Consider the following 22701-nt stretch of genomic DNA (forward strand, 5'->3'; position numbering starts at 1 on the left):
TGGCCTGAGATCATTTGGCAATAATGGCTTACCTGAAGAACGCCCTTTAATGATGCCGGGGCCCGGCGAGGTTCTCGCTAAAGTCGAAGCGTTCTCGATCTGCGCCTCAGACGTGAAGATGATCGACATGGGTAACGATTATCCCTTATTCAAAGACAGGGATTTTGCTCAACATCCTGCCATTTTGGGCCATGAATTGTCATTAACGGTGGCGGCGGCTGGCGCCGGTATGGCCGAAGCGTGGCCAATAGGCCGGCGTTTTGGCGTTCAACCAGACGTTTATCTCAACCACCAACGTTATTGTATTGGCGTCAATGTGACCGGTGGGATGGCGGAATATCTTCTGCTGGGAAAAGAGGTTTTCCAATCGGATCACGGAAGCTGTGCATTTCCCGTCGATGAGGAGATAAGCCATGCCGCGCTCGCGCAAACCGAACCGTTGGCCTGTGTAGAAGCGGCTTTCGTACAGCATTCACGCAAACACATGAAGCCCGGCGGCCGTTTGCTTATCTATCTGGATGATAAGGTCCAACAGAGGGTTAACCTGGATATTCCACTGGTTGCCGCCGAGATAACACGGGTTGGGTCTGAAGCCCGTTTTGCTCAATACGTAAACGGTGCCGCGCTGCATGGTAATGAAATTCTCGCTACCTTGCCCGAGCGCGAGTTCGATGATGTGTTGATATTGGGCAATCCCGATGTTGAAACGTTGACGCAACTGACGGAGCGAATGGCGGTAAATGGATTGCTGTGCTGGTTACCGGACACCCGCCCGGACCCTATGGCGCCTGTCGATATTGCCAAAATCCATTATCACAACGTGAATATCCTCGGCTCACCGCAGCGCCGGCTCTCGGCGGCGTTCACCGAGCGGACTTATCGGTATGATTATCAGCCAGGGGGGACATTGGTGCTCTCGGGAGGCGGCGGCACAATGGGGCGCATGCATCTTTTGCGTGCGCTGAAAAGCGTTCGGCCGCCGGCGAAAATTATCGTCACCGGCAAGACTTCTCATCGTCTTAAACAGATGCAAAAGGATATCGAGCCGTTATTAATCGCGGCAACCAGTGAAGTTTATTTTGTGGCAGTCCAGGAGCATGCAAACTTCCGCCAAACAATGCGTGATCTCGTCGGGCCTGATGGCGCTTCAGACATTATTATTAGCGCGCCAGGCATTGACCCCATTACCGGCGTAGTGGATGTGTTAGCCAAAGACGGCACTCTCGTCCTCTTTTCCGGCACGCGCTACGGCCAGTTCGGGCCATTGCCCCTAGGGCAGGTCGCATGGACCGGCGCGACCATCACGGCGAGTAGCGGCTCTTGCGCCGCCGATCAACGGCGGGTGCTGGACAAAATCCAGCGCGGCGAGGCGTTGCCCGATTTCAATGTGGCCGCCGTCGGCGGTTTGCTGGCGACCTTAGAGGGCCTCAAAGCCGTAAAAGCCGGCCGTTTCCCCGGCAAAGTAGTCATTTATCCCCACTTGACGGCCTTACCTTTGCTTCCCATTAATCGGCTTGGCGAGTGGGATGACGCGTTAGGGGAATGGGTTTCTCGACACGGCTGGTCCAAGCAGGCTGAAAAGCTTCTGTTCAGTCAATATAACAAGAAAATAAGTTAAATCATTTACACGGGCGATGTTCAATCGTGACAGAGGGTCCGCCTTTTGTCGCTGGACGCGAGCCCGTGTCGCCCTCTGTATCCAAGAGAGATCCTACAATGACGATAATAGAACTTCTGACACCCGCACGCATTATTTTAAATAATGTACCCTGTGATAAAGAGGCGCTATTTTCCTTATGCGCCGCAACCCTGGCAGCCGATAAAAGTATCGCGGCGGCTGACCAAGCCACATTCATTGATTTGCTCAGAGCGCGCGAGAAGCATTCCACCACCAATGTGGGTGAAGGCGTTGCTATGCCCCATGCGCAAGGTAGCATTATTCGTGCCCCGACACTGTTATTTTTGCGGCCGAAAGTCGGGGTTGATTGGGATGAATCTGATGATAAACCGGTATCCTTGATTTTTATGATAGCGGTCCCGGCTGCATCACAGGATCAACACCTTGAAATCATAGCACGCCTGTGCCGCTGGCTTATGGAAGACGAATTTCGCCAAGCATTATTGGATGCCCCTGACGAAACCGCGGTGATGTCCTTATTACAAGCACAAGAACAGGGCCAGACGGAAAGTGGGCTACGCGGGGAGACACGCCCTAAAAAAGATGAATCCGCCAAGTTTCTCGTTGCGGTAACGGCCTGCCCAACCGGTATCGCGCACACTTACATGGCGGCGGAGAATATTGAAAAAGCGGCGCACCAGTTGGGTTACGCGATTAAGGTTGAAACCAATGGTTCGGCGGGCGTAGGAAACCCGCTGACGGAGGAAGACATCAACAATGCCGAAGCCGTTATCATTGCGGCTGATACCAAAGTAGAGATGGACAGGTTTGCCAATAAGCCGCTTTACTATGCCAGCGTCTCACAAGGTATCCGCGAACCTGAGCATCTCATAACGCAGGCACTCGAGGCCAAGCCTTTCAATTCGGCACGTCCTGCGGCCGGTGAGGGTCGCGGCAAATCAGCACCAAATGTCTATGGCACGTTGATGAATGGTGTCTCCAACATGCTCCCCTTCGTGATTGCGGGCGGCATACTCATTGCCCTCTCTTTCCTCTGGGGAATTAATTCGGCCGATCCCAAAGACCCGAGCTTTAACTGGATGGCATCGGTGATAAAGCAGATTGGGGGTGCCGCATTCACGCTGTTTATACCGGTGATGAGCGGTTATATCGCCTACGCAATCGCGGATAGACCTGGGCTGGCGCCGGGCATGGTGGGCGGTTTGATGGCAAGCACCGGCGGCAGCGGATTTCTCGGCGCCATTGTCGCCGGGTTCATCGCGGGCTATCTCATTGTCGGCTTACGCCGCGTCCTCAAACCGTTACCTTCGTCTTTTGAAGGTCTTAAACCGGTGTTGATCTATCCATTGGTCAGCGTGTTCATCGTAGGATTCATTACCGTTGCGCTTATCAATCCCTTTATGGGTGAAGTCAATAATGCGGTTATCAAATTTCTCAATAATATCGGCTCGACCAATAAAATATTATTGGGCTTCATCATCGGCGCCATGCTGGCTGCAGATTTGGGAGGCCCCATTAATAAAGCAGCCTATCTGTTCAGCGTAGGGGTATTAGCCAGCGGAAATGATTATGTTATGGCTGCGGCGGTCGCCAGCGGCATGGTCCCCTCATTGGCGGTCGCCCTTTCCGCCAACTTGGCCAAAAATAAATTTACCGTATCACAATGTGAGGCAGCCAAAGCCAATTATATTTTAGGACTTTCGTTCATTGCTGAAGGTGCTATCCCGTTTGCCGCCAGCAATCCTTTGGTTATTTTGCCCTCGCTGATGATCGGCTCAGGGGTCGCGGGGTCATTGGCAATGTTTTTCAAGGTAACCTACCCGGCACCGCATGGCGGCGTATTCGTCATTCCCGTCGTTGGCCACCCTGTTTATTTTGTTATTTCAACGTTGGTGGGTGTCATCATTTCTACGGCATTGATATTGATGATGAAGAGAAACTTGACGGAAGAACAACGCCGGAAATAATCACCAGGGCTTCATAAGAAGCCCTTTCGTTTATTCACCCAATCCTGAGATTATGCTTTGTCGCAGACCATCACTGGCGTCTTGGGCATCTTCACCGGTAATGTTAAAACGAAGACGGTGTCCTTTTTTTACCCCGAGCGAAACAATTTTCATCATGCTACGGCCGTTGACTTCTTTACCCGTGCCGTCGAGGTTGGCAACGCTAATATCACTCTTATAAGACTTTATCACTTTCACCAGCTCCGCAGCAGGCCTGGCATGCAGGCCGTACTCGTTATTAATCGGCAGTTCAAGAATTAATGTTTTTTCCGGAATACTATCGTCTGACATTCAGAACTCCTTTATTTTTCATATATAAGACTACTTATAAATTTAACCAATCGACATAGAGAACGCAATTGAAATCAAGATGTATTCCATTTAAAAAAATGAACGCTTTCCCGCTGTTGCCGCCGGCGAAAAAGGGATCCCGCATCGGGTCATCAGATGTCATTCGCCATCGCCATGATGATATTTTGACAGAGGTTAACGTGATCTCTGGGCTTTCTGGCCCGAAGCGAACGATCAAACTTGCAGCGTCAAAAGGAGGTTCCCCTTTTAATAGACCTAACCATTGCGTCGCTTACGGGTAATGATGGACGCTGAGCTCATGGTCCCCTTTTTTCATAGAGATACCCCGCCAGCAAAGATAAGGCGCCGGGAAGGTCTTCAGGCATCACCATTAATGAGCCTTTCTCATAAACGCTATCCATTTAACACCCTTATCATTAGCGTAAAGGCCGCTAACCTATGTCCTCCCAATGACATGCCAATCAGAGCACCATGACCCTTTCCCCTATGCGACTATGCCAAACGGCAAACGTGTCTTTTATCGCTATTGTCAGCGGCTTGATGATTTTCGCGTCCTTATTCATCACTCTATATTTACCCGCCCTCCCCCTGATGGCGAAAGATTTACAGGGCGATGCACAACTGACCCTTACCGGGTTATAGTCGAGTTTTGTGCCGTTCAACTGAGTTGGCGGCCGATTAGCGACCCTCTGGTTACCGGCGATTAACGGCTTATTCATGCTAATCGCTCTATTCTGGCTTCCTGACACATTATCCGCGGAAAAACGGCGCTGGGTACATCGTTATTCCCGTAAACCTTGCTTACGTTTACGCTAATTATTGCCACCGTCGCTGCGTTTATTCTTGCCGCTGCCGCCAAACTGGGCGTTGCCGGGGGGTGATAATTGTCATCACGGTATTTATCTTCTTCTCGATGAACGGCATTATTGCGGCGATGGCTTCCGCCGCTGCGCTGAATACGGTACCCGGCCTCACGGGATCCGCGTCTGCTTTGATAAGCGCACGCCAGTGCAGCAGCGGGATCCATTCCTCTTTGCTGTTGGTGCTGATAAATGACGGCACGTCCTGGACGATGGCCTGGATTATCGCCTTATTTACGCTGGTCAGCGCTATCATGGCGTTGACGGCATATATGCCAAAAGCGGGCGTTAAACAGCCGTAATACGCTTTGCGCGTCACCGTTATAGCATTTTATTCATAACGGTATTTTTGCTTTATAAATCACCCTGCCCGCAGAACCCACTATAATTACGGTTTAAAAAAGCCACTATGACATCGCGATAAGCAGCCCATCTTGTATTTTTTTATGACACACTGGAGGCCTGGTATGAGCAACCAAGGCAATAACGCGGGAGAAAACCCTCTTCGTGGCGCAAAGGGTGAAAGAGACAAGCACAGCGCGCAAGAGGTTGAACCGCAGACCTTTAACCTGTCGCGGCGAAAACTAATTCAGGTAGGTGCCGTAACGGCCGCTTCGGCGGCGGTGTCTCCCGGCACAGCCATGAGCGACGGCGAGCTTCCCCGCACTGCACCGCCTGAGATGATGCCCGTTAGGCTCAACGTGAACGGGAGCATGAATCAACTTGAAATCGACACGCGCACGACGCTGCTGGATGCGCTGCGTGAGCATTTGCACCTTACCGGCACCAAAAAAGGGTGCGATCACGGTCAGTGCGGCGCCTGTACCGTTATTGTCAACGGTCGAAGACTCAATTCATGCCTTACGCTTGCCATCATGCATCAGGATGCGGATATCACCACCATTGAGGGCCTGGGTACCCCTGACCATCTACACCCCATGCAGGCGGCGTTTGTCAAACACGACGGCTACCAATGCGGATACTGTACTCCAGGGCAAATTTGTTCATCCGTGGCGGTGCTGAGAGAGATCGCGCAAGGTATCCCCAGCCATGTGACTTCCGATCTGGTTTCGCCGCCCGCGCTGTCGGCGGCGGAAATACGCGAGCGTATGAGCGGCAATATCTGCCGCTGCGGTGCTTACGCCAATATTGTTGCTGCGATCGAGGAGGTCGCCGGGAGTCAGGAATCATGAAGGCCTTTACTTATGAACGCGTGACATCCCCAGCCGAGGCGGCAGCAAGCGCCAGGCGTGTACCCGGTGCGAAATTTATTGCAGGGGGTACAAATTTGCTCGATCTGATGAAGCTTGAGATCGAAACCCCTGCCCACCTGATAGACGTTAACGGTCTTGCGCTGGATAAAATCGAGCCGACCGCCGAAGGCGGCCTGCGTATCGGTGCGCTGGTGCGCAATACCGATTTGGCGGCGGACCCCCGCATACGCCAGGACTATGCGGTGCTCTCAAGGGCGCTGCTCGCCGGGGCGTCAGGCCAATTGCGCAATCAGGCCACCACCGCGGGTAATCTCCTGCAGCGCACGCGATGCCCGTATTTTTACGATACCCACCAGCCGTGCAACAAACGCCTGCCCGGCAGCGGATGCGCCGCGCTGGAGGGGTTCAGCCGCCAGCATGCCGTGGTAGGTGCCAGCGAAGCGTGCATCGCTACCCATCCCAGCGATATGGCTGTTGCCCTGCGGCTACTTGATGCCGTGGTCGAGACCATTACCCCGGACGGGAGCGAACGTGCAATACCGCTGGCCGATTTCTACCGCGCGCCGGGCGAGACTCCCCATCGGGAAACGCTGTTGACTCCGGGCGAGCTTATCGCAAGCGTGACGCTGCCGCCCCCTCTCGGCGGTACGCACCTCTATCGCAAGGTGCGCGATCGCGCCTCTTACGCTTTTGCCTTGGTTTCGGTTGCCGCCATCGTGCAGCCCGACGGCACCGGCCGCGTGGCGTTGGGGGGCGTTGCGCACCAACCCTGGCGGCTACAGGAAGCCGATGCGCAACTCCCGCAGGGCGCTCAGGCGGTTTATGAGCGGCTGTTCGCCAGCGCCCATCCTACCTCTGAAAGTGCATTCAAGCTTGTCCTGGCGAAGCGTACGCTCGCCTCTGTGCTGACCGATGCGAGGGCATAAGGCATGAAATTTGACCAACCCGCGGGCGCCAACCCGATTGACCAGTTGAAAGTTGTGGGTCAGCCGCACAGTCGTATCGACGGTCCGCTTAAAACAACGGGAACCGCGCCGTACGCCTATGAATGGCATGATGAAGTCCCTAATGTGGCCTATGGCTATATTGTCGGGTCAGCCATTGCCAAGGGGCGGATCGACGCGATAGATGTCCGGGCCGCGAACGGCGCCCCCGGCGTGCTGGCGGTGGTAACGGCAGACAACGCCGGTCGTTTGGGCAAAGGCGATAAAAATACCGCCGCGCTGTTGGGCGGCCCAGAGATCGCCCATTACCACCAGGCTATCGCGCTGGTGGTGGCGGAGACATTTGAACAGGCGCGCGCGGCGGCGGCGTTGGTTGAAGTGCATTACCGCCGCCAGCGCGGCGCTTATGATCTTGCCCGGGAAAAGCCCGCGGTCGCTACCCCGCCGGAAAGTAAGCCGGACAACGTCATCGGGGATTTCAACGGCGCCTTTTCGAGTGCGGCGCTGACGCTTGATGCCACCTATTCCACTCCGGATCAAAGCCATATGGCGATGGAGCCGCATGCGTCTATGGCCGCCTGGCAGGGTGATAATCTCACCGTCTGGACGTCGAACCAAATGATTGACTGGTGCCGGACCGATCTGGCCAAAACGTTAAAGCTGCCCGCTGCGAAAGTGCGCATCATCTCCCCTTACATCGGCGGCGGGTTCGGCGGGAAACTGTTTTTGCGCTGCGACGCGCTGCTGGCGGCCCTCGGAGCCCGTGCGGCAAAACGGCCGGTAAAGGTAATGCTGCCACGCCCGCTGATTGCGAATAACACCACCCACCGACCGGCGACCATTCAGCATATTCGCATCGGCACCGAACGAGACGGCCGCATTACCGCCATTGCGCATGAAAGCTGGTCCGGCAATCTTGCCGGCGGTACGCCGGAAATGGCGGTGCAGCAGACTGAGCTGCTTTACGCGGGGGCGCATCGTCACACCGGGCTGCGGCTGGCAAGGCTTGATCTGCCGGAAGGTAACGCGATGCGCGCCCCCGGCGAAACCCCAGGGCTGATGGCGCTTGAGATCGCCATCGATGAGATGGCAGAAAAGGTGGGGATGGACCCGGTGGCGTTTCGCGTTCTCAATGATACCCAGGTCGACCCAAGCAATCCCGATCGCCCTTTCTCCCGCCGCCAGTTGGTCGAGTGTCTGCGCACGGGCGCGGCGCATTTCGGCTGGCACCACCGCAACGCCACCCCGGGGCAGGCGCGAGAGGGGCGATGGCTTATCGGCATGGGGATGGCGGCCGGCTTTCGCAATAATCAGGTGACGACGTCCGGCGCGCGAGTGCATCTCGATTCACAAGGTGTGGTGACCGTTGAAACGGATATGACCGATATTGGTACGGGCAGTTATACGATCATTGCCCAAACGGCCGCTGAAATGTTAGGGGTGCCGCTGGAGAAAGTGGTGGTGCGGCTGGGTGACTCGCGCTTCCCGGTATCCGCCGGCTCGGGGGGGCAATGGGGTGCCAATACGTCTACCGCGGGCGTTTATGCCGCCTGCGTCCGCTTGCGCGCCGCCGTGGCGGAAAAATTGGGTTTCGACCCGGCGCAGGCGGTGTTTGCCGATGAGCAGATTCGAGCGGGAAACGCTCGCGCGCCATTGGCGCAAGCCGCCGCTGACGGCACATTGACCGCCGAAGATGCTATTGAGTTTGGTGATCTGGATAAGCAGTACCAACAGTCTACGTTTGCCGGACATTTTATTGAACTCGGCGTCGATAGGGCGAGCGGTGAAGTCCGGGTGCGCCGCATGCTGGCGGTGTGTGCCGCCGGCCGCATACTCAACCCGAAAACCGCGCGTAGCCAGGTGATTGGCGCCATGACGATGGGACTGGGCGCGGCGCTGATGGAAGAGTTGGCGGTAGATACCCGGCTGGGCTATTTCGTTAACCACGATATGGCGGGCTATGAGGTGCCCGTGCATGCCGACATCCCCGAACAGGAGGTGATATTCCTGGATGATACCGACCCGATTTCGTCGCCGATGAAAGCCAAAGGGGTGGGCGAATTGGGCCTGTGCGGCGTCAGCGCCGCCATCTCGAACGCCATTTATAACGCCACGGGCGTACGGGTGCGGGATTATCCCATCACGCTGGATAAATTGATCAACGCGCTTCCAGAAGGGGTTTGAGGAGAACCGATGTTGTCACATACGCCATTGTTATCCCCTACCCATCCGGCGCGACTCAATCCCGAGCGGGCTTTTCTGACCGATGACGACGCGACGGTATTGCGCTTCGCGGCCGAAGCCCTCGCTGCTAGCATGGCCGCGGTGCTGGTGACGCTGGTCGAAATTCGCGGCGGGGCGGCCCGCCCGTTGGGGGCACAGATGGCGGTGCGCGAAGATGGTTTCTATTGCGGCTTTGTCTCCGGCGGCTGCGTCGAGGCCGCCGTAGCTTATGAAGCGATGGAGGTCATGGCTACCGGTCAAGACCGCGAGGTGGTTTACGGCGATGGCTCACCCTATTTCGACATTGTGCTTACCTGCGGCGGCGGGATTACTCTTAGCCTGCACAAGTTAGAAACGGCACAGCCTCTGCTGGCCGTACTGAACAACTTAGAACGGCGAAAGCCTGGCGGTTTACGCTATACGCCCCGCTCACAAACGCTGCAAAGCATTTCGCCCACACGATCGACGGGCTGGAATCAGGCCACTTTTGAAATCTACTACCGTCCTTGCCCTCGGGTGCTCGTTTATGGCCGCTCGGTTGAAGCGCAAGCGACGGCCACTATCGCGCAGGCTGCGGGATATGATGTTCACATGAGCGACGGTTTTCAACCGCGCGCCGGCGCGCTGATGGATGCGGATACGGCGGTGGTCCTGCTCTGTCACGATTTGCACCGTGAACTGCCCGTGCTGCACGCCGCCCTGGCGGCAAATCCTTTTTACATCGGCGCTTTGGGCAGTCAGCGAACTCATGGTAAGCGTATGCTAAGACTGCGGGAACTGGGCTGGCGCAGCGCGGATATAGCGCGGATTAAGGCGCCGATAGGACTATTTCCAAAAGCGCGCGACGCGCACTCGCTGGCACTTTCCATTTTAGCGGAAGTGGCGGCGGTCCGTCTCGGCGGCATAAGCGATGAGGCTGCAACATAATGCCCTCTCCGGTCATCATTATTCTTGCCGCGGGCCGGGGGGAACGGTTTCTCGCCTCCGGGGCAACGACGCACAAGCTCGATACGCTGCTCAATGGGCAACCGGTTATCTGGCATGTGATCCAGGCGGTGAAAGCATCGGGTTTGGACTGGCACCTCGTCAGACCTGAGGGGGGTACCGGCGGGATGGGGGAATCAATTTCCCTGGGGATAAAAGCCACATCGCATGCCGCCGGGTGGCTGATCCTCCCTGCCGATTTACCGCTGATTCGGCCGGATTCGCTATGGCGCGTCGCGGAAGGATTAAAGCAAAAACCTATCGTTGTGCCACAGTACCGCCAGCGCCGGGGACATCCGGTGGCCTTCGCGCGGGCATATCTGCCTTTGCTGCTGACCCTTGCGGGTGACCATGGCGCGAAGGAGATTGTGAGAGATTCACTGCGCCGCGAAAATGTTATGGCGCTGTCACTTGACGATGCCGGCATCGTCCATGACATCGACACATTGTCCGATTTGCACCGTGCGCAGCGCTTGTTGCAAAGGGGTGCAAGACGACGGCCCGTCTGAATACAGTGACTACCGATAATCCTGGTTGAGTCCATGGTCTTCGCTAAACAGATTTTGCGCTTCGCTGAGACCTGCTAGACCCCCGCCTCCGCCACGGGCCCGCCGCAGTGATAACCGGTCGGTTTCTCCCTCCCCGCCGGTACATTTACCAATAACCGCCATGAGTAGTGACTATCAAATGAATGACAATTTATGGCATTGATGGGGAAAAGTACTCTTTTTAAACCGACATAAACATGTGACTTTTACTCCTGCGGCGATGTTTTGGTATTAATTGCACAGCGTGTTATGTCATGGAGACAGTGTCATGGGCAGTAAAGTTAAATTACCAGCAGCCATTAAGCCTCACGATGCACTTGCAAAAGTCTCGTTGATCGCTTTGATGGAGTACTCTCACATTCCTTTCGCTATCAAAGATACGGAATCTCGTGTCCAATATATTAATCATGCATGCAGGGAGTGGCTAAATCTTCCCGCGCACTTCGATTATGAAGGACGGTGTGATGATGAATTTCCTCATCCCATAGCGGCGTTCGCCGCCGAGTTCCAAACTCAGGACAGAAAGGCCGAAACGGATAAGGGGGGAGCAGAGGTAATTATAACGTCATATTTCGGCAGGGATGGCATACTTGCGCCTTATTATTCACCCAAATTCCCCCTCTTTAACGATGAAGGAGAAGTTATTGGGTCTCTACTCTATCAAAGAAAGTTTAGCTTTATCTCCCTCGGCGACTTCTTCAACAATCTCAAGCCGTCAGTGATAACGTTAACGCCGCCCGTTGACATATTCTCCGCTAAAGAACTGGACGTAATCTTTTACGCGATACAGAAAATACCGGCGAAAGAAATGTCGCCTAAGCTCTTCATTTCACACAGAACAATTGAAAATAGATTACAAAAAATTTATAGCAAAATCGGCACCAACTCATTTAATGGGCTGATTGAGTATTGCTACAGCGTTGGCCTAAATCATTACGTACCGCCAAAACGCCTTAAAGAAGGCGTTAATTTCTGTTGGTAATTACGATAAAATTGGAATGCACCGCTAGACCGGCCGGCGTGAGTGGACCTCTACCTATGCCACAACGGAATGACAAAGGCAAAGGGGTGATAGGTCAACAATAGCGGTTACGTTCTCTCTTCTCACCCCGTTGCTTGAGGCCGCCCGCTATGATGAGGAGGGGCATACGGCGGTTTTACGGCCCCACCCCCTCGCAAACGTACGGACCCGCTCGGTGATATGCGCGAGGGTACGTTTAATCCGATTGCAGGCTTTGCGGCGTAAAACTCAACGTCATGTCGCTCTTTATATCTTGAGCCTGGCTGGTAAAGAGCCAATCGGGGGTTCCGAGCGCCAAGGACGTTGTCAAATGCGGGTTAAGAGTGAACGTTAACGCCTTGCTGCCGGCGCCGGCGCTAACCGGTACGCTCAGGTCCAGGGTTCCCCCCGGGGCAACGCTCGTGCCGCTGTAAGAAGCGCCAACGCCCAGCCCTGTTTTATCAGTGGCAAAATAACCGCTATTACCGCTGAAGGGCGACCCATTGACCTTAAGAGTACCGGAAACATGACTAATATGACTTAAGACGGTCGTTGACTCACTGCTACAGCTAAGCTTAACCGACCCCACGGTGCTTTCTTCCGATGCCGAACCGGCTAACGCCTTGTCGGTATCGATTGAGGAGAGCTTGGCATTGTTACTGACGAAAGAGCTATCGCAGCTCACGCTGCCAATATTATCCCAACCGTTGATGGATAAAGCGTAGTTTGAGTCGCGCAGCGATCCTACGCCGTCCAATTGGAAAAGAGTTAAATTCGTCACGCCCTGAGTGCTGATTTCGCCTTGCTTTTCCAGATAAACTTTGAAAGTAACTGTGATGGACCTTTTCTCCCCTTTGGCAAAGATATGATCGGTTTTGACTTTACTGCTAAGCGCATCCCCATCGGCGTCAAATAACCCGAGATCTTTACCATCAAAATATAATCCCAATTTCACCCCCTGCGGGAGTTGCTGAGAATCCCGTCTTGGATAAGGGTATACATATAAATTTTCCTCACCCGAGTTAAGTTGACTTTCGCAGGTGACGTTTTTCGTGTAAGTTTGCGATTCCCAAATTCTGTCGCCATTGGACGCGCCCTTCAGATAAGCCACCGCGCCCAACGTCACCGACTCGGCCATGGCGTTGGGGTCATCGTCGATATAGCAGGCTAGCGCGTACGCATTTGATGTCGCGAACATCCACATGCACAGTGACGCGAATATCGATAAATAAGTCTTACTGATTCTAATCTTCATGTCATTATCCTCGCACCGCGGTAGCGACCGCAATGCTGTGTAATTAAACAAGGTTCATGGGGCGCCGGTTTTCCCGTACGGCGCCCCGGCGAACATTAAGCGCTGGCATTGACCGACAGTGACAATGTCGACGAATAAACACCTGCATCAACCGCCTTAAGCTCTTCTAGTCGGGTACCGTTAACCGAAACGGCGATGCTGCCTACGCTCGGTTTGGTGGAGGTAAAGGTCGCGGTATAAACACCGTCATGCTCGCTGACCGCGCTTATTTGGCCCTCAACGTCATCCGGTACAAATGCCACCGTCAAACCCGTCACGGCGTTATTATTCTCGTCACGCGCGGTGAACGTCAGATTGATGGCGCGGCTACCGTCAGAGGCAATCAGGGTTTTATCCGCTTGCAGCGTGGATTTAACACCCACCACCTCGCCGGCGACAAAGGTAATAGAGGCCGATTTAGCATGACCGTTCGTCGTCGCGGTAACCTTGAACGTACCGGACGTGGTACTCATAGCGCTAAACGTTGCCGCCCCCTCTTTATCCGTCGTGACGCTGTCGGAAGATAATGTCGCACCGCTTTCGACCTTTAGCGTTACGGGCGTATTGTCGATGACATTCCCATTGGCGTCCGTTACGCTGACTTTAAGCTGATTTTCGGTTTTACCGTCGGCGGTCGCGTTATCAGAGACCACGTTCAATTCGGCGATTACCGCCGATTTTTCATCGCTGACAAAGGTCGTTTTGACCGTTTTAGTCGTTTTATTTTCGAGCGCCGCGGTAACCATAGCCTCGCCTGCTTTCAAACTGGTAAGACTGGCTATGGCTAATCCGTTGGCATCGGTCGTGGCATTGTCGATAATGGTAGCGCCATTATCCGCAGTGAACGTCACCGTTTGATTCGGTACCGGGTTGTCATGGGCATCCACGACGGCCACTTTGACCTGATTAGTTTCCGTGCCGTCGGCGGCGGCATTATCCGAAACGACTTCCAGGGTCTTGATCTGCGCCGTCGCGTTGTCGGCCTCCACCGTCACGCTGGCGGGTGTAAAGGTCACCGCGCGGGCGCTGGGCGTTATTTTAACCACATCGGTTCCCGTTCCTGCCGTCACCACCAGCGTGAATATACCGCTCTCCTGACGTTGTAGCGTGGAGACCTTGGCGCCAGAATTCTCCTGCTCATTTTTGGTGGTAATCGTGATCTCGTCCTCGCCAATATCGACGGGATTACCCTGTATATCCTTTACCCGCAAGGTCAGCGTTTGCTGCGAGGCATTATCGGCCGGCAGGGTGCTTTTCGCCGGCGTAAACTCGCTGGTGGTATTGTTAATAGCGGGCTGCGTGACGGTGAGGGTGGTCTTCGCTCTTTTAGACGCGTTGCCATGGGTATCAATAGCAACACCACTAATTTCATAGACATTCCCATTAGCCGCATCGAAGTTATAATCGGGCAATACAATGCTGTAGTTATCTACGCTTTCCTGCACAATTTTACCGCCGGCCGCAAGTAATTCCGGTGCCGACCAGTCGATTCGCTCAAGTCCATATTTGCTGTTTATCGACACATTCAGCGATTTTTGTTCCCCCGCATAACCGGCCAATCGATCGGCGGTATACAGATGGATAACTTCTTTCTTGCGATATTCCAGAATGATATTGTTATTGCGATCCACCAAATCATAGCGACTCCCCGAGAGAGTGCGCATCGCGCCAACGGCACTTGAATCAAACTGATGCCGCCACGGCGTGCCGAGCTGTATATTGAATTGCATGCCTAACCGAGTATCATTCTGGCCCGCCTTTCCCTGGCGCTGATCGGCGCTAAGCGTCAGCAGAGGAAACGGTGTATAGTTGACCCCGACGGTTACGGCATGTGGGTCTTTTTGCCGGTTATCTTTCCCAAACAGGGCGACCTCTTTGCCGTAATATTGTTCATACTTTAGATTCGCCCCCAATTGCGGCACCGCCGGCATCCAACCTTCAAGGCGCATATCCCAGCCGTTGGCCGGACGCTCCTGGTAATCCGCAAAGTCTTTGCTGTCTCGCCAGTTGGTGAGACGTAAATAACTGTTCGCGCCCATTTTCAGGAAATCACGCCAGTATTCTACTCCCATCCCCATACGTGCATGGTCGCGAGACAGATCGTAATCCAGGAAAGTGTTGCCGCCAACCATATAGCCATCATTAAACCAGCGCATGCCCATCCCCAGATTAGTCTGGCTACGATCATCGGTGCGGTGTAGGCTTCCCTGGGTAAAAAGAAGTTTATCCTGCTGTTCATAGAGCGGAATAAGTAAATCCAGTTGGGAATTTTTCAAAGAAAATTTCTTATCCACGTCCAACTGCAAACGAGCGGTGCCGAACTGGCTTAACCATTGCTGCACTTCGGTGCTGGCTGCCCCCGTGGCCATACCGCGCGCCATCGAGGCGGCGGCGTCGCCATTTGGGCTGTTGGTCAGAAAATTACCGGCTTGCGTTGCCACCCCCGCGATCTTCTGCGCCTGGGGATCGTCTTGCGACCGTGAAGCCATTGCCGCGGGCTCATCGCTCCATTTTACCGCCGGCAGTGGCGCTAAAGGGACGTCAAGCTCATCCCCGGGCTGCAAATGGTCAAAGCCGCGAGCAAAAGTACGAAACTGATTCAGCTTGCGCAAAGCTTCCAGACTCATGTGATATTTTTGCGCTACCGAAGCCGTCGTTTCGCCGGCGGAAAGCGTATAGATTTTGGTGTCCAGAGCCGCTTCACCCGCTGGGGCTTTCAGAAATCGCGCATTACCGGCAGCACTGGCCAATGACGGTGCGAAAGCATAAGTTAACGGCACGATAGCTTGGACGCCAATATTCAACCAGCTGACGAGAATAACACCTGGTGAAAAGTTTTTTGTTTTGCAGATTTTCTTCATATTAATAGTACTCTTTTATTTACATTTATTTACTACCACGCGCAAACATGGGAAGTGTAAAAACACCGCCCCAAACCCTATTACCGATGAATGGAAGCTATAATCAGTTCTGACAGACGACTGCAAACAAAACGTGGACCCTAGCTTGATACAGACGAAGGGGCTTTCCACTTTAAAAGCAATAGGAAGCCAACCGATAGAATCGGTAAATTAGCGATACCTTTCTGTCATTCCGCGTGCTAACCCTTTACTGATCCGTGATGCGGTAATTAAGAGCTATCACCGTTGGACCGATTTACTCACTAGCGTCTGGTTAACCCATGAGGATGAGTGCATAAACTTCGCTTTGTCGGGTCGTCGATCAAAAAAGCGACAGACAAGTGTGCCGCTTGGCGCATGTTGGCCAAGTGCAATATCGCTTATCTCAATAATTTATGCTGAACCGAACGGCTGTTTGCGCCTCTCATCGGCAGAACCGTAAACGCCTGAATGAATCACCAGCATGACGCTAAAGATGCCGTTAGCATCGAATGTAAATTGCCCGATGAGCATCAGCGCATTACGCCATTTGAGGAACGGTTGGCGATTACGCTTTCTGCCTCATTGACGTCTAAACGACATTATCGTGGCGCGCCGACCGCGCTAGTACGGTAATAGAAAGCGTCCTGATGCTGACTTGGCAATATTACATTCCTCCTAGGTGACCGCAGCAATACTTATCCATTTCTAGAAACTCAGTTTTAGAGACTTCCTGTGTAAAGCAACAGAGGCAGAGGGCAGAGATGTTTTCTTGTCTTTTGACTTTTTTGGTTTTTAATTTTAGTAGTGGGTTATCATCTGAAATGGATTATCACATGTTGATATATAAAATTCAAACCGGTTTTCAACCAGTGACTTAGTGCCTGCAATTTTCTCCCGTGAACACTCATATTGACAAATCCAATTAGTGATCATGAAAAAATCAATATTTTCATAATGTTAACAATAATAGTTTTTATGCCAACTAATTAAAATTCAAGAAAAACCCTCATCACATATACTAAAAAAACACCAAAAACCAACAATTCAAAAACAATTAACTGCTTGTTCGTTTGGGTTTCATTTAGATAATCAGCCATCCTACAAGGGTGCTGTAGATATATCGCAGAGGCACTTCAACAATCACCCTGTAAATTAGGCTTTATCTTACTATTATACTGCGACAGCAAACGCCAAAGTGAACTGACGGCCCTCGTTCAGTCAGAAAACAGCCTTTTGGCGGCATTATACGGCTTTCATGCGGTGGTCATCCGCGTGTTTATGCATAGGCCAATGTCACCGGCTTTCTAAACAGCTCACTGTCGTCATAGGATGGCTTTACGATATTGAAGAGGAGCGTCTAAAAGATAATAACGGCGAGATAAAGGTCACATTGAAGTGGGCCAGGTTGATGCGGGGGAGAAGGGGGGACTGCGTTGATATGACCGAGGGCAGAGCGGGCGCATTATCCGGTTAGTCGAGTGCCACCTTATGGCCTAAGGCAAAGGCGATAATGGGGATAATGGGGATAATGGGGATAATGGGGATAATGGGGATAATGGGGATAATGGGGATAATGGAGATAATGGGGATAATGGAGATAATGGAGATAATGGAGATAATGGAGATAATGGAGATAAGGATGAGCTGAGACGATTAACTGTCTTAGTAGTACTCCACCAAAGCGCGAGGTATAGCAACTGACGCAACTGACGCAACTGACGCAACTGACGCAATGAAGTATGTCAACACGCCTTTTCACCGACAATGTCACACTCACTCTACTGCAAAGCTTGCTGCGATCAAGGAGACCGACAGACTTCGGCGCAGCCTCAATAACGGCAAGCGTTTACCAAGAGTGATTATTTTGTCCCCCTGAGGTTTAAAAGATGATCTCGTTAATGAACATATTACCATGTTATTCTTAAATTTTCTAATCGCTCACACATTAATGAGATACCGATCTCTAAAAAATGGGGTAATATACTCTTTATTCAACGAATGAAAATATGATTTTTAACGCCCAGTTCGCTACGGTCAGACAGAAAATCTCATAGGAGAATAAATCATGGAGAAGAACAGCTCACCAGACCCCACTAAATCATTAACCATTACTCTGATGATAAACTGTCAATAAAGTTCATGCTAGAGTATACCTATCCACCCTGCGCGATCAAAGATACAGAATCCCATTAACGCTATACAAATAAACGCCACCTGGATTTCTAATTTATGGCAAAAAATTCAAATTACGAAGGAAACAAAGCTTCCGAATTCCCATGCTAATGGGCAGCAAAGGAATCAGAATACAGAGCTCAAGATCGTAAAGCGGAACAAAGCCAAGAGGGCGTGAAGTTCATTTCAACCATATATTTCTGGAGCGAACGGCTCTTTGAATTATACTCACTTATATTTTTCATACGAAATAGAGAAAATGGAATTTTAGGAACCAACAATCCTGCGAAAAAGATAAATTATCAATCAAATGGCGATTTTTTCACTGGCCCGTTAGAGTACTGTCACCACATTGGCTGAATAAACTCTGTCCCTAGAATGCTTCTTTGAGGAGGGGCGAACCTTTGCTGATAACGACGATGAAAAGGCGCATGCATCGCGGGCCCGCTATGATAGCGCGGGCTTTCATATCGTATTAATGAAACCTTCAGGGTAAGCTTTTTTCTTGGTGAGCATGAACCGATCGCTACAGCGTCGTCTTTGTCATTTGCAAACCTCTTTAATCCCGATTCAAAGTTATTAATGTGTTCTTCATTAATACACACCCTACTCTGCTACACGTCTTTTCATCATCCCTTAAGTGGTGTTGCTATAAAGAAGCATTTTCTCACCGACAGATTATGCGTCCTCCCAACGATGCCGAGCCCGACATTCCCGTACCCGCCAGCCAGATCTGCCGTGAGTAGGTCTTCTCCGATGCTGCGTTTTTTCCTGTAGTAATACGTTTGCGGCAGCGACGTGCCTAAAGTGAAGCGGCTAACTACGCACTGCGACACAATGGCGCCCGCCTGTCGCCACCGCAACTGAAGCCATGCCAGAGAGGGCGGTGCTACGGGCGGCACTGGGCCGGCAGCGCTGAAAACAGACCGGAGGCCGGCTGGTTCAGCGCTACCCTTCTTTGAGAAACAACATGAATGGAGGGCGGCAGGTCGATAACGAATGTCGTCCACCTGCGGCGTAAGATGTTTCGGCACCCCCTTACATCGGCATCAGGCTGGCGAGTAGAGGAATGCTCAGTGCGCTAAAAGCGGCGAACCCGCTAATTTTCAATACAATTTCACCTTACGAAAGAAGCGATTTATTAATTTAATCCACGCTAAAATCATCTAGCTTACGGTTTTTACCTGGAGTAAACAATGATGACCTCTTGGACCAAAGGTGTGTCTTTATTTGATAGGCAATTCTTATTTAATTCAGCGGCAGATGACATAAAAAGCTCGGGATGCGTGACTACCAGTGCCTTAGTTAAAATCTTAAGGGCCACCGCCCGCACGGATATCAAGTTCTGTGATGGTTCATCAGCAATTGTGGTACCCCGACTTAGAAAAGTCGTTTATATCAATGTAACTGGTCACATAAAAGCAGAAACATTCAATGCGCTTGGATTAACAACAAAGAGGTAGCTTTATAATACCTTTCATCAGCGCTCGCTTCTCCAGACGCGGAGTATAAGATTGCAATCACGCCTGACCTGGAATGCCGATGCTTTAAAACCAGCCCATAGAATGGCCTTTGCCCCGTTAACCGTCAAATAGAACGCCGAACGCTGTAAGCCCAAGGTCCCCACTCAAGCCCGACATGTCTTAGAGTGCTAATAGGTGACTACTAGTATGACATTAAGATTTTTCGGCCTAATTCCTAAAAAGATAATCTCCTAATCACTATCTACCGAGTTGGGAGAATGTACTCTTTACGCCAGTGAATAAATATGTGATTTTTACTCTTGCAGCGAATTCAAATCAATTGCACAACGCATTATGTCATGGAGATAGTTTCATGGAGAGTAAACTTAAATCATCAGAAACAATGACGCCTATTGCTGGACTCCAAAAAGTACCATTGATCGCTTTGATGGAGCACTCTAAAATTCCTTTCGCTATTAAAGATAAGGAATCACGAGTTCAATATATTAATGATGCATGTAAAAAGTGGTTGAATCTTCCAAAGCTCTTCGACTTCGAAGGCCGGCGCGATGATGAATTTCCCCATCCCATAGCGGCGTTCGCCGCCGAGTTCCAGGCTCAAGACAGAAAGGCCGAAAAGGATAAAGGGGCAGCGGAGGTGATCATAACCTCATATTTTGGGAGGGATTGCATACTTGAGCCTTATTATTCACCCAAATTCCCTATACATAACAGTGAAGGTGAGGTTATTGGGTCACTACTTTATCAAAGGAAATTTAGCTTTATATCCATCGGCCAATTCTTCAACGCTCTCAAGCCATCAGTAATCACGCTAACACCACCAGTGGATTTGTTTACCGAAAGAGAGCTTGAAATAATTTTTTATGCCATACAGCGCATTCCGGCCAAAGAAATAGCCCCTAAGTTATATATTTCTCATAGGACAGTAGAGAATAGATTGCTAAGAATCTATGAAAAAATTAGCGTCAATTCAGTAAACGGACTCATAGACTATTGCCATCATGTCGGATTAAATAATTATGTACCCAAAAAACTCCTCAGAGAAGGCGTGAACTTTTGCTGGTAATGCTTATGAACCATTTCATGCACTGTCAGCCCGCCCGATCAGAGCGGGCTTTCTCGTTGGTAAGTGGGTCATAACCGCACGTCGCTGCCTGCGCCGTTGTTGACAGAGGTGATTCGTGTGACATTGCCGTATGACTTTTTCGATCGTCCAATTTCCACCATCCTGCGCCTATCGCACAATTCAAACTAAAGAGTTTCGCTGCGCTGGCCGTTCCGTAGCATTAACTGAGCTATCTTGGCTGCCCGTTTACCCCTTATCGCATTTTTTAGCCAAACCGCCTTGATGTACTAGAGCCGGGTTGGGTGTTACAAAAGCGGGACATTCCATTTACCGGTCGTCGTAGCAAGCTTGAAAAAGTAAAGACCGCTTCCACAAGCAAAAGACGCTATAGCTCAAATCTATACAGATGTTACAGCATGTGTAATTTTAACTTTGTAACTTGTTGTTTTGAATGGTGCCGATAATAGGAGTCGAACCTACGACCTTCGCATTACGAATGCGCTGCTCTACCAACTGAGCTATATCGGCATGGAGAAATGATCATGCGGGCGTTAATCTGGGTGCACACGTTATGCAAAACTGGGAAAAGAGTCAATAGGCGCGCGTGCAAGTGCTGATAATTGCAGCATCTTGCCCCTTTCGAGGCATCCCTTCCGCGACATCAGTCTCGCCACCGCAATAGCCTAAGAGCCTCATGCCGCCCGGCGGCGTGGTTAGCCTGGCCGGGCTGCTTGCGTGTATCGCAGGCGTGTTTTCCAGCGCCAGTCGTGGGGTCAACCAACGCGGTTTTGTTGGCCGGAAAACCGCCGCAGTACTCAGGGCCGGCTGAGGTTGTCGCCGTAGCCGATCCATTTGTAAGTCGTTAACGCTTCCAGACCCATTGGCCCGCGGGCGTGCAGTTTTTGGGTGCTGACCGCCACTTCGGCACCAAGGCCAAACTGTCCGCCGTCGGTAAAACGGGTGCTGGCATTGACATAGACCGCCGAGGAGTCCACTTCGCGTACGAAGCGTTCTGCCGCCTGAATCGATTGGGTCAGAATGGCGTCGGAATGCTGGGTGCCGTAATGACGAATATGTTCCACCGCCTGGTCGAGACCGTCCACCAGCTTGACATTCAAGTCGCGGGACAGCCATTCGTCATGGTAATCGGCCTCGGTCACGGCAACACAGGTCGCGGGACCGTCAGCCAGATAGGGACGCGCGTTGTCATCGGCGTGTAGCGTGACGCCCAGCGCGTGCATATGGCGGCTCAGACGCGGCAGGAAATGTTCGGCGATACGCTGGTGTACCAGCAGCGTTTCAAGCGAGTTACAGGCGCTGGGGCGCTGTATTTTGGCGTTTTCAATCACCGGCAGCGCCTGCTCGAAATCAATAGTGTCATCGGCATAGATATGGCAAACGCCGATCCCACCGGTGATAACCGGAATCGTGGACTGTTCGCGGCACAGCTTGTGTAGGCCTGCACCGCCGCGCGGGATCAGCATATCGACGTAGCGATCCAGGCGCAGCAACGCGTTGACCAGCGCGCGATCCGGGTTTTCGATGGCCTGCACCGCGCTTGCAGGCAGGCCGCAGCCCGTCAGCGCCTGCTGTATGACCTTTACCGTAGCGGCATTGGTGCGGAAGGTTTCCTTACCGCCGCGCAAAATCACGGCGTTGCCGGTTTTCAAGCACAGCGCCGCGACATCGACGGTCACGTTGGGGCGAGCTTCATAAATCACGCCCACTACGCCGAGCGGTACCCGGCGACGCTCCAGCGACAGCCCGCTGTCCAACCGCTGGCCTCCGATAACCTGGCCCACCGGATCGGTAAGGCGGCACACCTGTCGCACGTCCGCGGCGATAGCGCTAAGACGCGCCGGGTTCAAAAGCAGGCGGTCCAGCAGCGCGTCGCTCAGGCCGTTACGGCGCGCCTCCGCCATATCCTGCGCGTTGGCGTCGAGGATGCTTTGGCTATTGGCCTCCAGGCTATCGGCAATCGCCTCCAGCGCCCGATCCTTTTGCGCGCTGCTCAATACCGCGAGCTGCCATGAAGCCTGTTTCGCCGCTTTGCCCATTTGCTCAAGCATGTGC

The 22701-nt window shown here is 52.4% G+C and carries 15 protein-coding genes, 1 tRNA gene and 1 pseudogene; 12 read left to right on the forward strand and 5 right to left on the reverse strand.

Features of this window, described 5'->3' with window-relative positions:
* The first annotated feature begins 49 nt into the window (after positions 1–49).
* Together SANT_RS15980 and SANT_RS15985 are read left to right on the forward strand one after the other, a co-directional pair.
* On the forward strand, positions 50–1618 hold the full coding sequence (locus tag SANT_RS15980; protein WP_148296309.1) for an alcohol dehydrogenase catalytic domain-containing protein: 1569 nt from the start codon (positions 50–52) through the stop codon (positions 1616–1618).
* 98 nt (positions 1619–1716) lie between these two features.
* A complete protein-coding gene (locus tag SANT_RS15985) occupies positions 1717–3606 on the forward strand; it encodes a PTS fructose transporter subunit IIABC (protein WP_025423274.1) in 1890 nt (629 codons plus the stop codon).
* 30 nt (positions 3607–3636) lie between these two features.
* Here SANT_RS15985 and SANT_RS15990 read toward each other — a convergent pair whose 3' ends face one another.
* Entirely contained in the window at positions 3637–3936 is a 300-nt protein-coding gene (locus SANT_RS15990) for an HPr family phosphocarrier protein (RefSeq protein ID WP_025423275.1), read from the reverse strand.
* Between the two features lie 492 nt (positions 3937–4428).
* On the opposite strand from SANT_RS15990, the pseudogene SANT_RS24895 reads away from it, so the two are divergent.
* The 7 genes and pseudogenes from SANT_RS24895 to SANT_RS16030 all read left to right on the forward strand — a co-directional run bounded on the left by SANT_RS24895 (position 4429) and on the right by SANT_RS16030 (position 11712).
* Positions 4429–5119, forward strand: a pseudogene (locus SANT_RS24895) (hypothetical protein).
* Between the two features lie 165 nt (positions 5120–5284).
* Entirely contained in the window at positions 5285–6010 is a 726-nt protein-coding gene (gene paoA, locus SANT_RS16005) for an aldehyde dehydrogenase iron-sulfur subunit PaoA (RefSeq protein ID WP_071882039.1), read from the forward strand.
* Positions 6007–6957 carry an FAD binding domain-containing protein gene (locus SANT_RS16010; protein WP_025423279.1) on the forward strand — a complete coding sequence of 317 codons (951 nt, stop codon included), beginning with the start codon at positions 6007–6009 and terminating at the stop codon, positions 6955–6957. The genes paoA and SANT_RS16010 overlap by 4 nt, the downstream gene beginning before the upstream one ends.
* Before the next feature lie 3 nt (positions 6958–6960).
* On the forward strand, positions 6961–9159 hold the full coding sequence (paoC, locus tag SANT_RS16015) for an aldehyde oxidoreductase molybdenum-binding subunit PaoC (RefSeq protein ID WP_025423280.1): 2199 nt from the start codon (positions 6961–6963) through the stop codon (positions 9157–9159).
* Between the two features lie 9 nt (positions 9160–9168).
* Positions 9169–10125: an XdhC family protein gene (locus SANT_RS16020; protein ID WP_025423281.1), complete on the forward strand. Its 957-nt coding sequence runs from the start codon at positions 9169–9171 to the stop codon at positions 10123–10125.
* Positions 10125–10691: a nucleotidyltransferase family protein gene (locus SANT_RS16025; protein ID WP_025423282.1), complete on the forward strand. Its 567-nt coding sequence runs from the start codon at positions 10125–10127 to the stop codon at positions 10689–10691. The genes SANT_RS16020 and SANT_RS16025 overlap by 1 nt, the downstream gene beginning before the upstream one ends.
* Positions 10692–10998: 307 nt before the next feature.
* Positions 10999–11712, forward strand: coding sequence for a helix-turn-helix transcriptional regulator (locus SANT_RS16030; RefSeq protein ID WP_025423283.1), 714 nt, complete (start codon positions 10999–11001; stop codon positions 11710–11712).
* A gap of 235 nt (positions 11713–11947) precedes the next feature.
* Here SANT_RS16030 and SANT_RS16035 read toward each other — a convergent pair whose 3' ends face one another.
* Complete coding sequence (locus SANT_RS16035) at positions 11948–12985, reverse strand: hypothetical protein (RefSeq protein ID WP_148296311.1); 1038 nt, start codon at positions 12983–12985, stop codon at positions 11948–11950.
* Positions 12986–13080: 95 nt separating this feature from the next.
* Positions 13081–15885 (reverse strand): inverse autotransporter beta domain-containing protein, encoded by a 2805-nt coding sequence (locus SANT_RS16040; RefSeq protein WP_025423285.1) that lies wholly within the window; start codon positions 15883–15885, stop codon positions 13081–13083.
* A gap of 1531 nt (positions 15886–17416) precedes the next feature.
* Between SANT_RS16040 and SANT_RS24520 the strand changes: the two genes are divergently transcribed.
* The 3 genes from SANT_RS24520 (at position 17417) to SANT_RS16050 (ending at position 20628) form a co-directional block, all read left to right on the forward strand.
* Positions 17417–17554 (forward strand): hypothetical protein, encoded by a 138-nt coding sequence (locus tag SANT_RS24520; RefSeq protein ID WP_237234623.1) that lies wholly within the window; start codon positions 17417–17419, stop codon positions 17552–17554.
* A 1720-nt stretch (positions 17555–19274) separates the two neighbouring features.
* Positions 19275–19541, forward strand: a complete 267-nt coding sequence (locus SANT_RS24265) for a hypothetical protein (protein ID WP_148296312.1) — start codon at positions 19275–19277, stop codon at positions 19539–19541.
* Between the two features lie 373 nt (positions 19542–19914).
* Positions 19915–20628 carry a helix-turn-helix transcriptional regulator gene (locus tag SANT_RS16050; RefSeq protein ID WP_025423287.1) on the forward strand — a complete coding sequence of 238 codons (714 nt, stop codon included), beginning with the start codon at positions 19915–19917 and terminating at the stop codon, positions 20626–20628.
* A gap of 452 nt (positions 20629–21080) precedes the next feature.
* Here SANT_RS16050 and SANT_RS16055 read toward each other — a convergent pair.
* Both SANT_RS16055 and proA read right to left on the reverse strand, forming a co-directional pair.
* A tRNA-Thr gene (locus tag SANT_RS16055) sits at positions 21081–21156 on the reverse strand.
* 287 nt (positions 21157–21443) lie between these two features.
* Entirely contained in the window at positions 21444–22697 is a 1254-nt protein-coding gene (gene proA, locus SANT_RS16060; protein ID WP_025423288.1) for a glutamate-5-semialdehyde dehydrogenase, read from the reverse strand.
* Positions 22698–22701 lie beyond the last annotated feature (4 nt).

Origin of the sequence: Sodalis praecaptivus (assembly GCF_000517425.1) — a bacterium.
GTDB lineage: Bacteria > Pseudomonadota > Gammaproteobacteria > Enterobacterales > Enterobacteriaceae > Sodalis_A > Sodalis_A praecaptivus.

Excerpts from the sequence above, each read along its gene's own strand:
- SANT_RS24520 (WP_237234623.1), top strand. The coding sequence starts at position 17,417 with ATGGGGATAATGGGGATAATGGGGATAATGGGGATAATGGGGATAATG.
- SANT_RS16025 (WP_025423282.1), top strand. The coding sequence starts at position 10,125 with ATGCCCTCTCCGGTCATCATTATTCTTGCCGCGGGCCGGGGGGAACGG.
- SANT_RS16030 (WP_025423283.1), top strand. The coding sequence starts at position 10,999 with ATGGGCAGTAAAGTTAAATTACCAGCAGCCATTAAGCCTCACGATGCA.
- SANT_RS16035 (WP_148296311.1), bottom strand. The coding sequence starts at position 12,985 with ATGAAGATTAGAATCAGTAAGACTTATTTATCGATATTCGCGTCACTG.
- SANT_RS24265 (WP_148296312.1), top strand. The coding sequence starts at position 19,275 with ATGATGACCTCTTGGACCAAAGGTGTGTCTTTATTTGATAGGCAATTC.
- paoC (WP_025423280.1), top strand. The coding sequence starts at position 6,961 with ATGAAATTTGACCAACCCGCGGGCGCCAACCCGATTGACCAGTTGAAA.
- SANT_RS15980 (WP_148296309.1), top strand. The coding sequence starts at position 50 with ATGATGCCGGGGCCCGGCGAGGTTCTCGCTAAAGTCGAAGCGTTCTCG.
- proA (WP_025423288.1), bottom strand. The coding sequence starts at position 22,697 with ATGCTTGAGCAAATGGGCAAAGCGGCGAAACAGGCTTCATGGCAGCTC.
- SANT_RS16010 (WP_025423279.1), top strand. The coding sequence starts at position 6,007 with ATGAAGGCCTTTACTTATGAACGCGTGACATCCCCAGCCGAGGCGGCA.
- SANT_RS16040 (WP_025423285.1), bottom strand. The coding sequence starts at position 15,885 with ATGAAGAAAATCTGCAAAACAAAAAACTTTTCACCAGGTGTTATTCTC.
- SANT_RS16020 (WP_025423281.1), top strand. The coding sequence starts at position 9,169 with ATGTTGTCACATACGCCATTGTTATCCCCTACCCATCCGGCGCGACTC.
- SANT_RS16050 (WP_025423287.1), top strand. The coding sequence starts at position 19,915 with ATGGAGAGTAAACTTAAATCATCAGAAACAATGACGCCTATTGCTGGA.
- SANT_RS15985 (WP_025423274.1), top strand. The coding sequence starts at position 1,717 with ATGACGATAATAGAACTTCTGACACCCGCACGCATTATTTTAAATAAT.
- paoA (WP_071882039.1), top strand. The coding sequence starts at position 5,285 with ATGAGCAACCAAGGCAATAACGCGGGAGAAAACCCTCTTCGTGGCGCA.
- SANT_RS15990 (WP_025423275.1), bottom strand. The coding sequence starts at position 3,936 with ATGTCAGACGATAGTATTCCGGAAAAAACATTAATTCTTGAACTGCCG.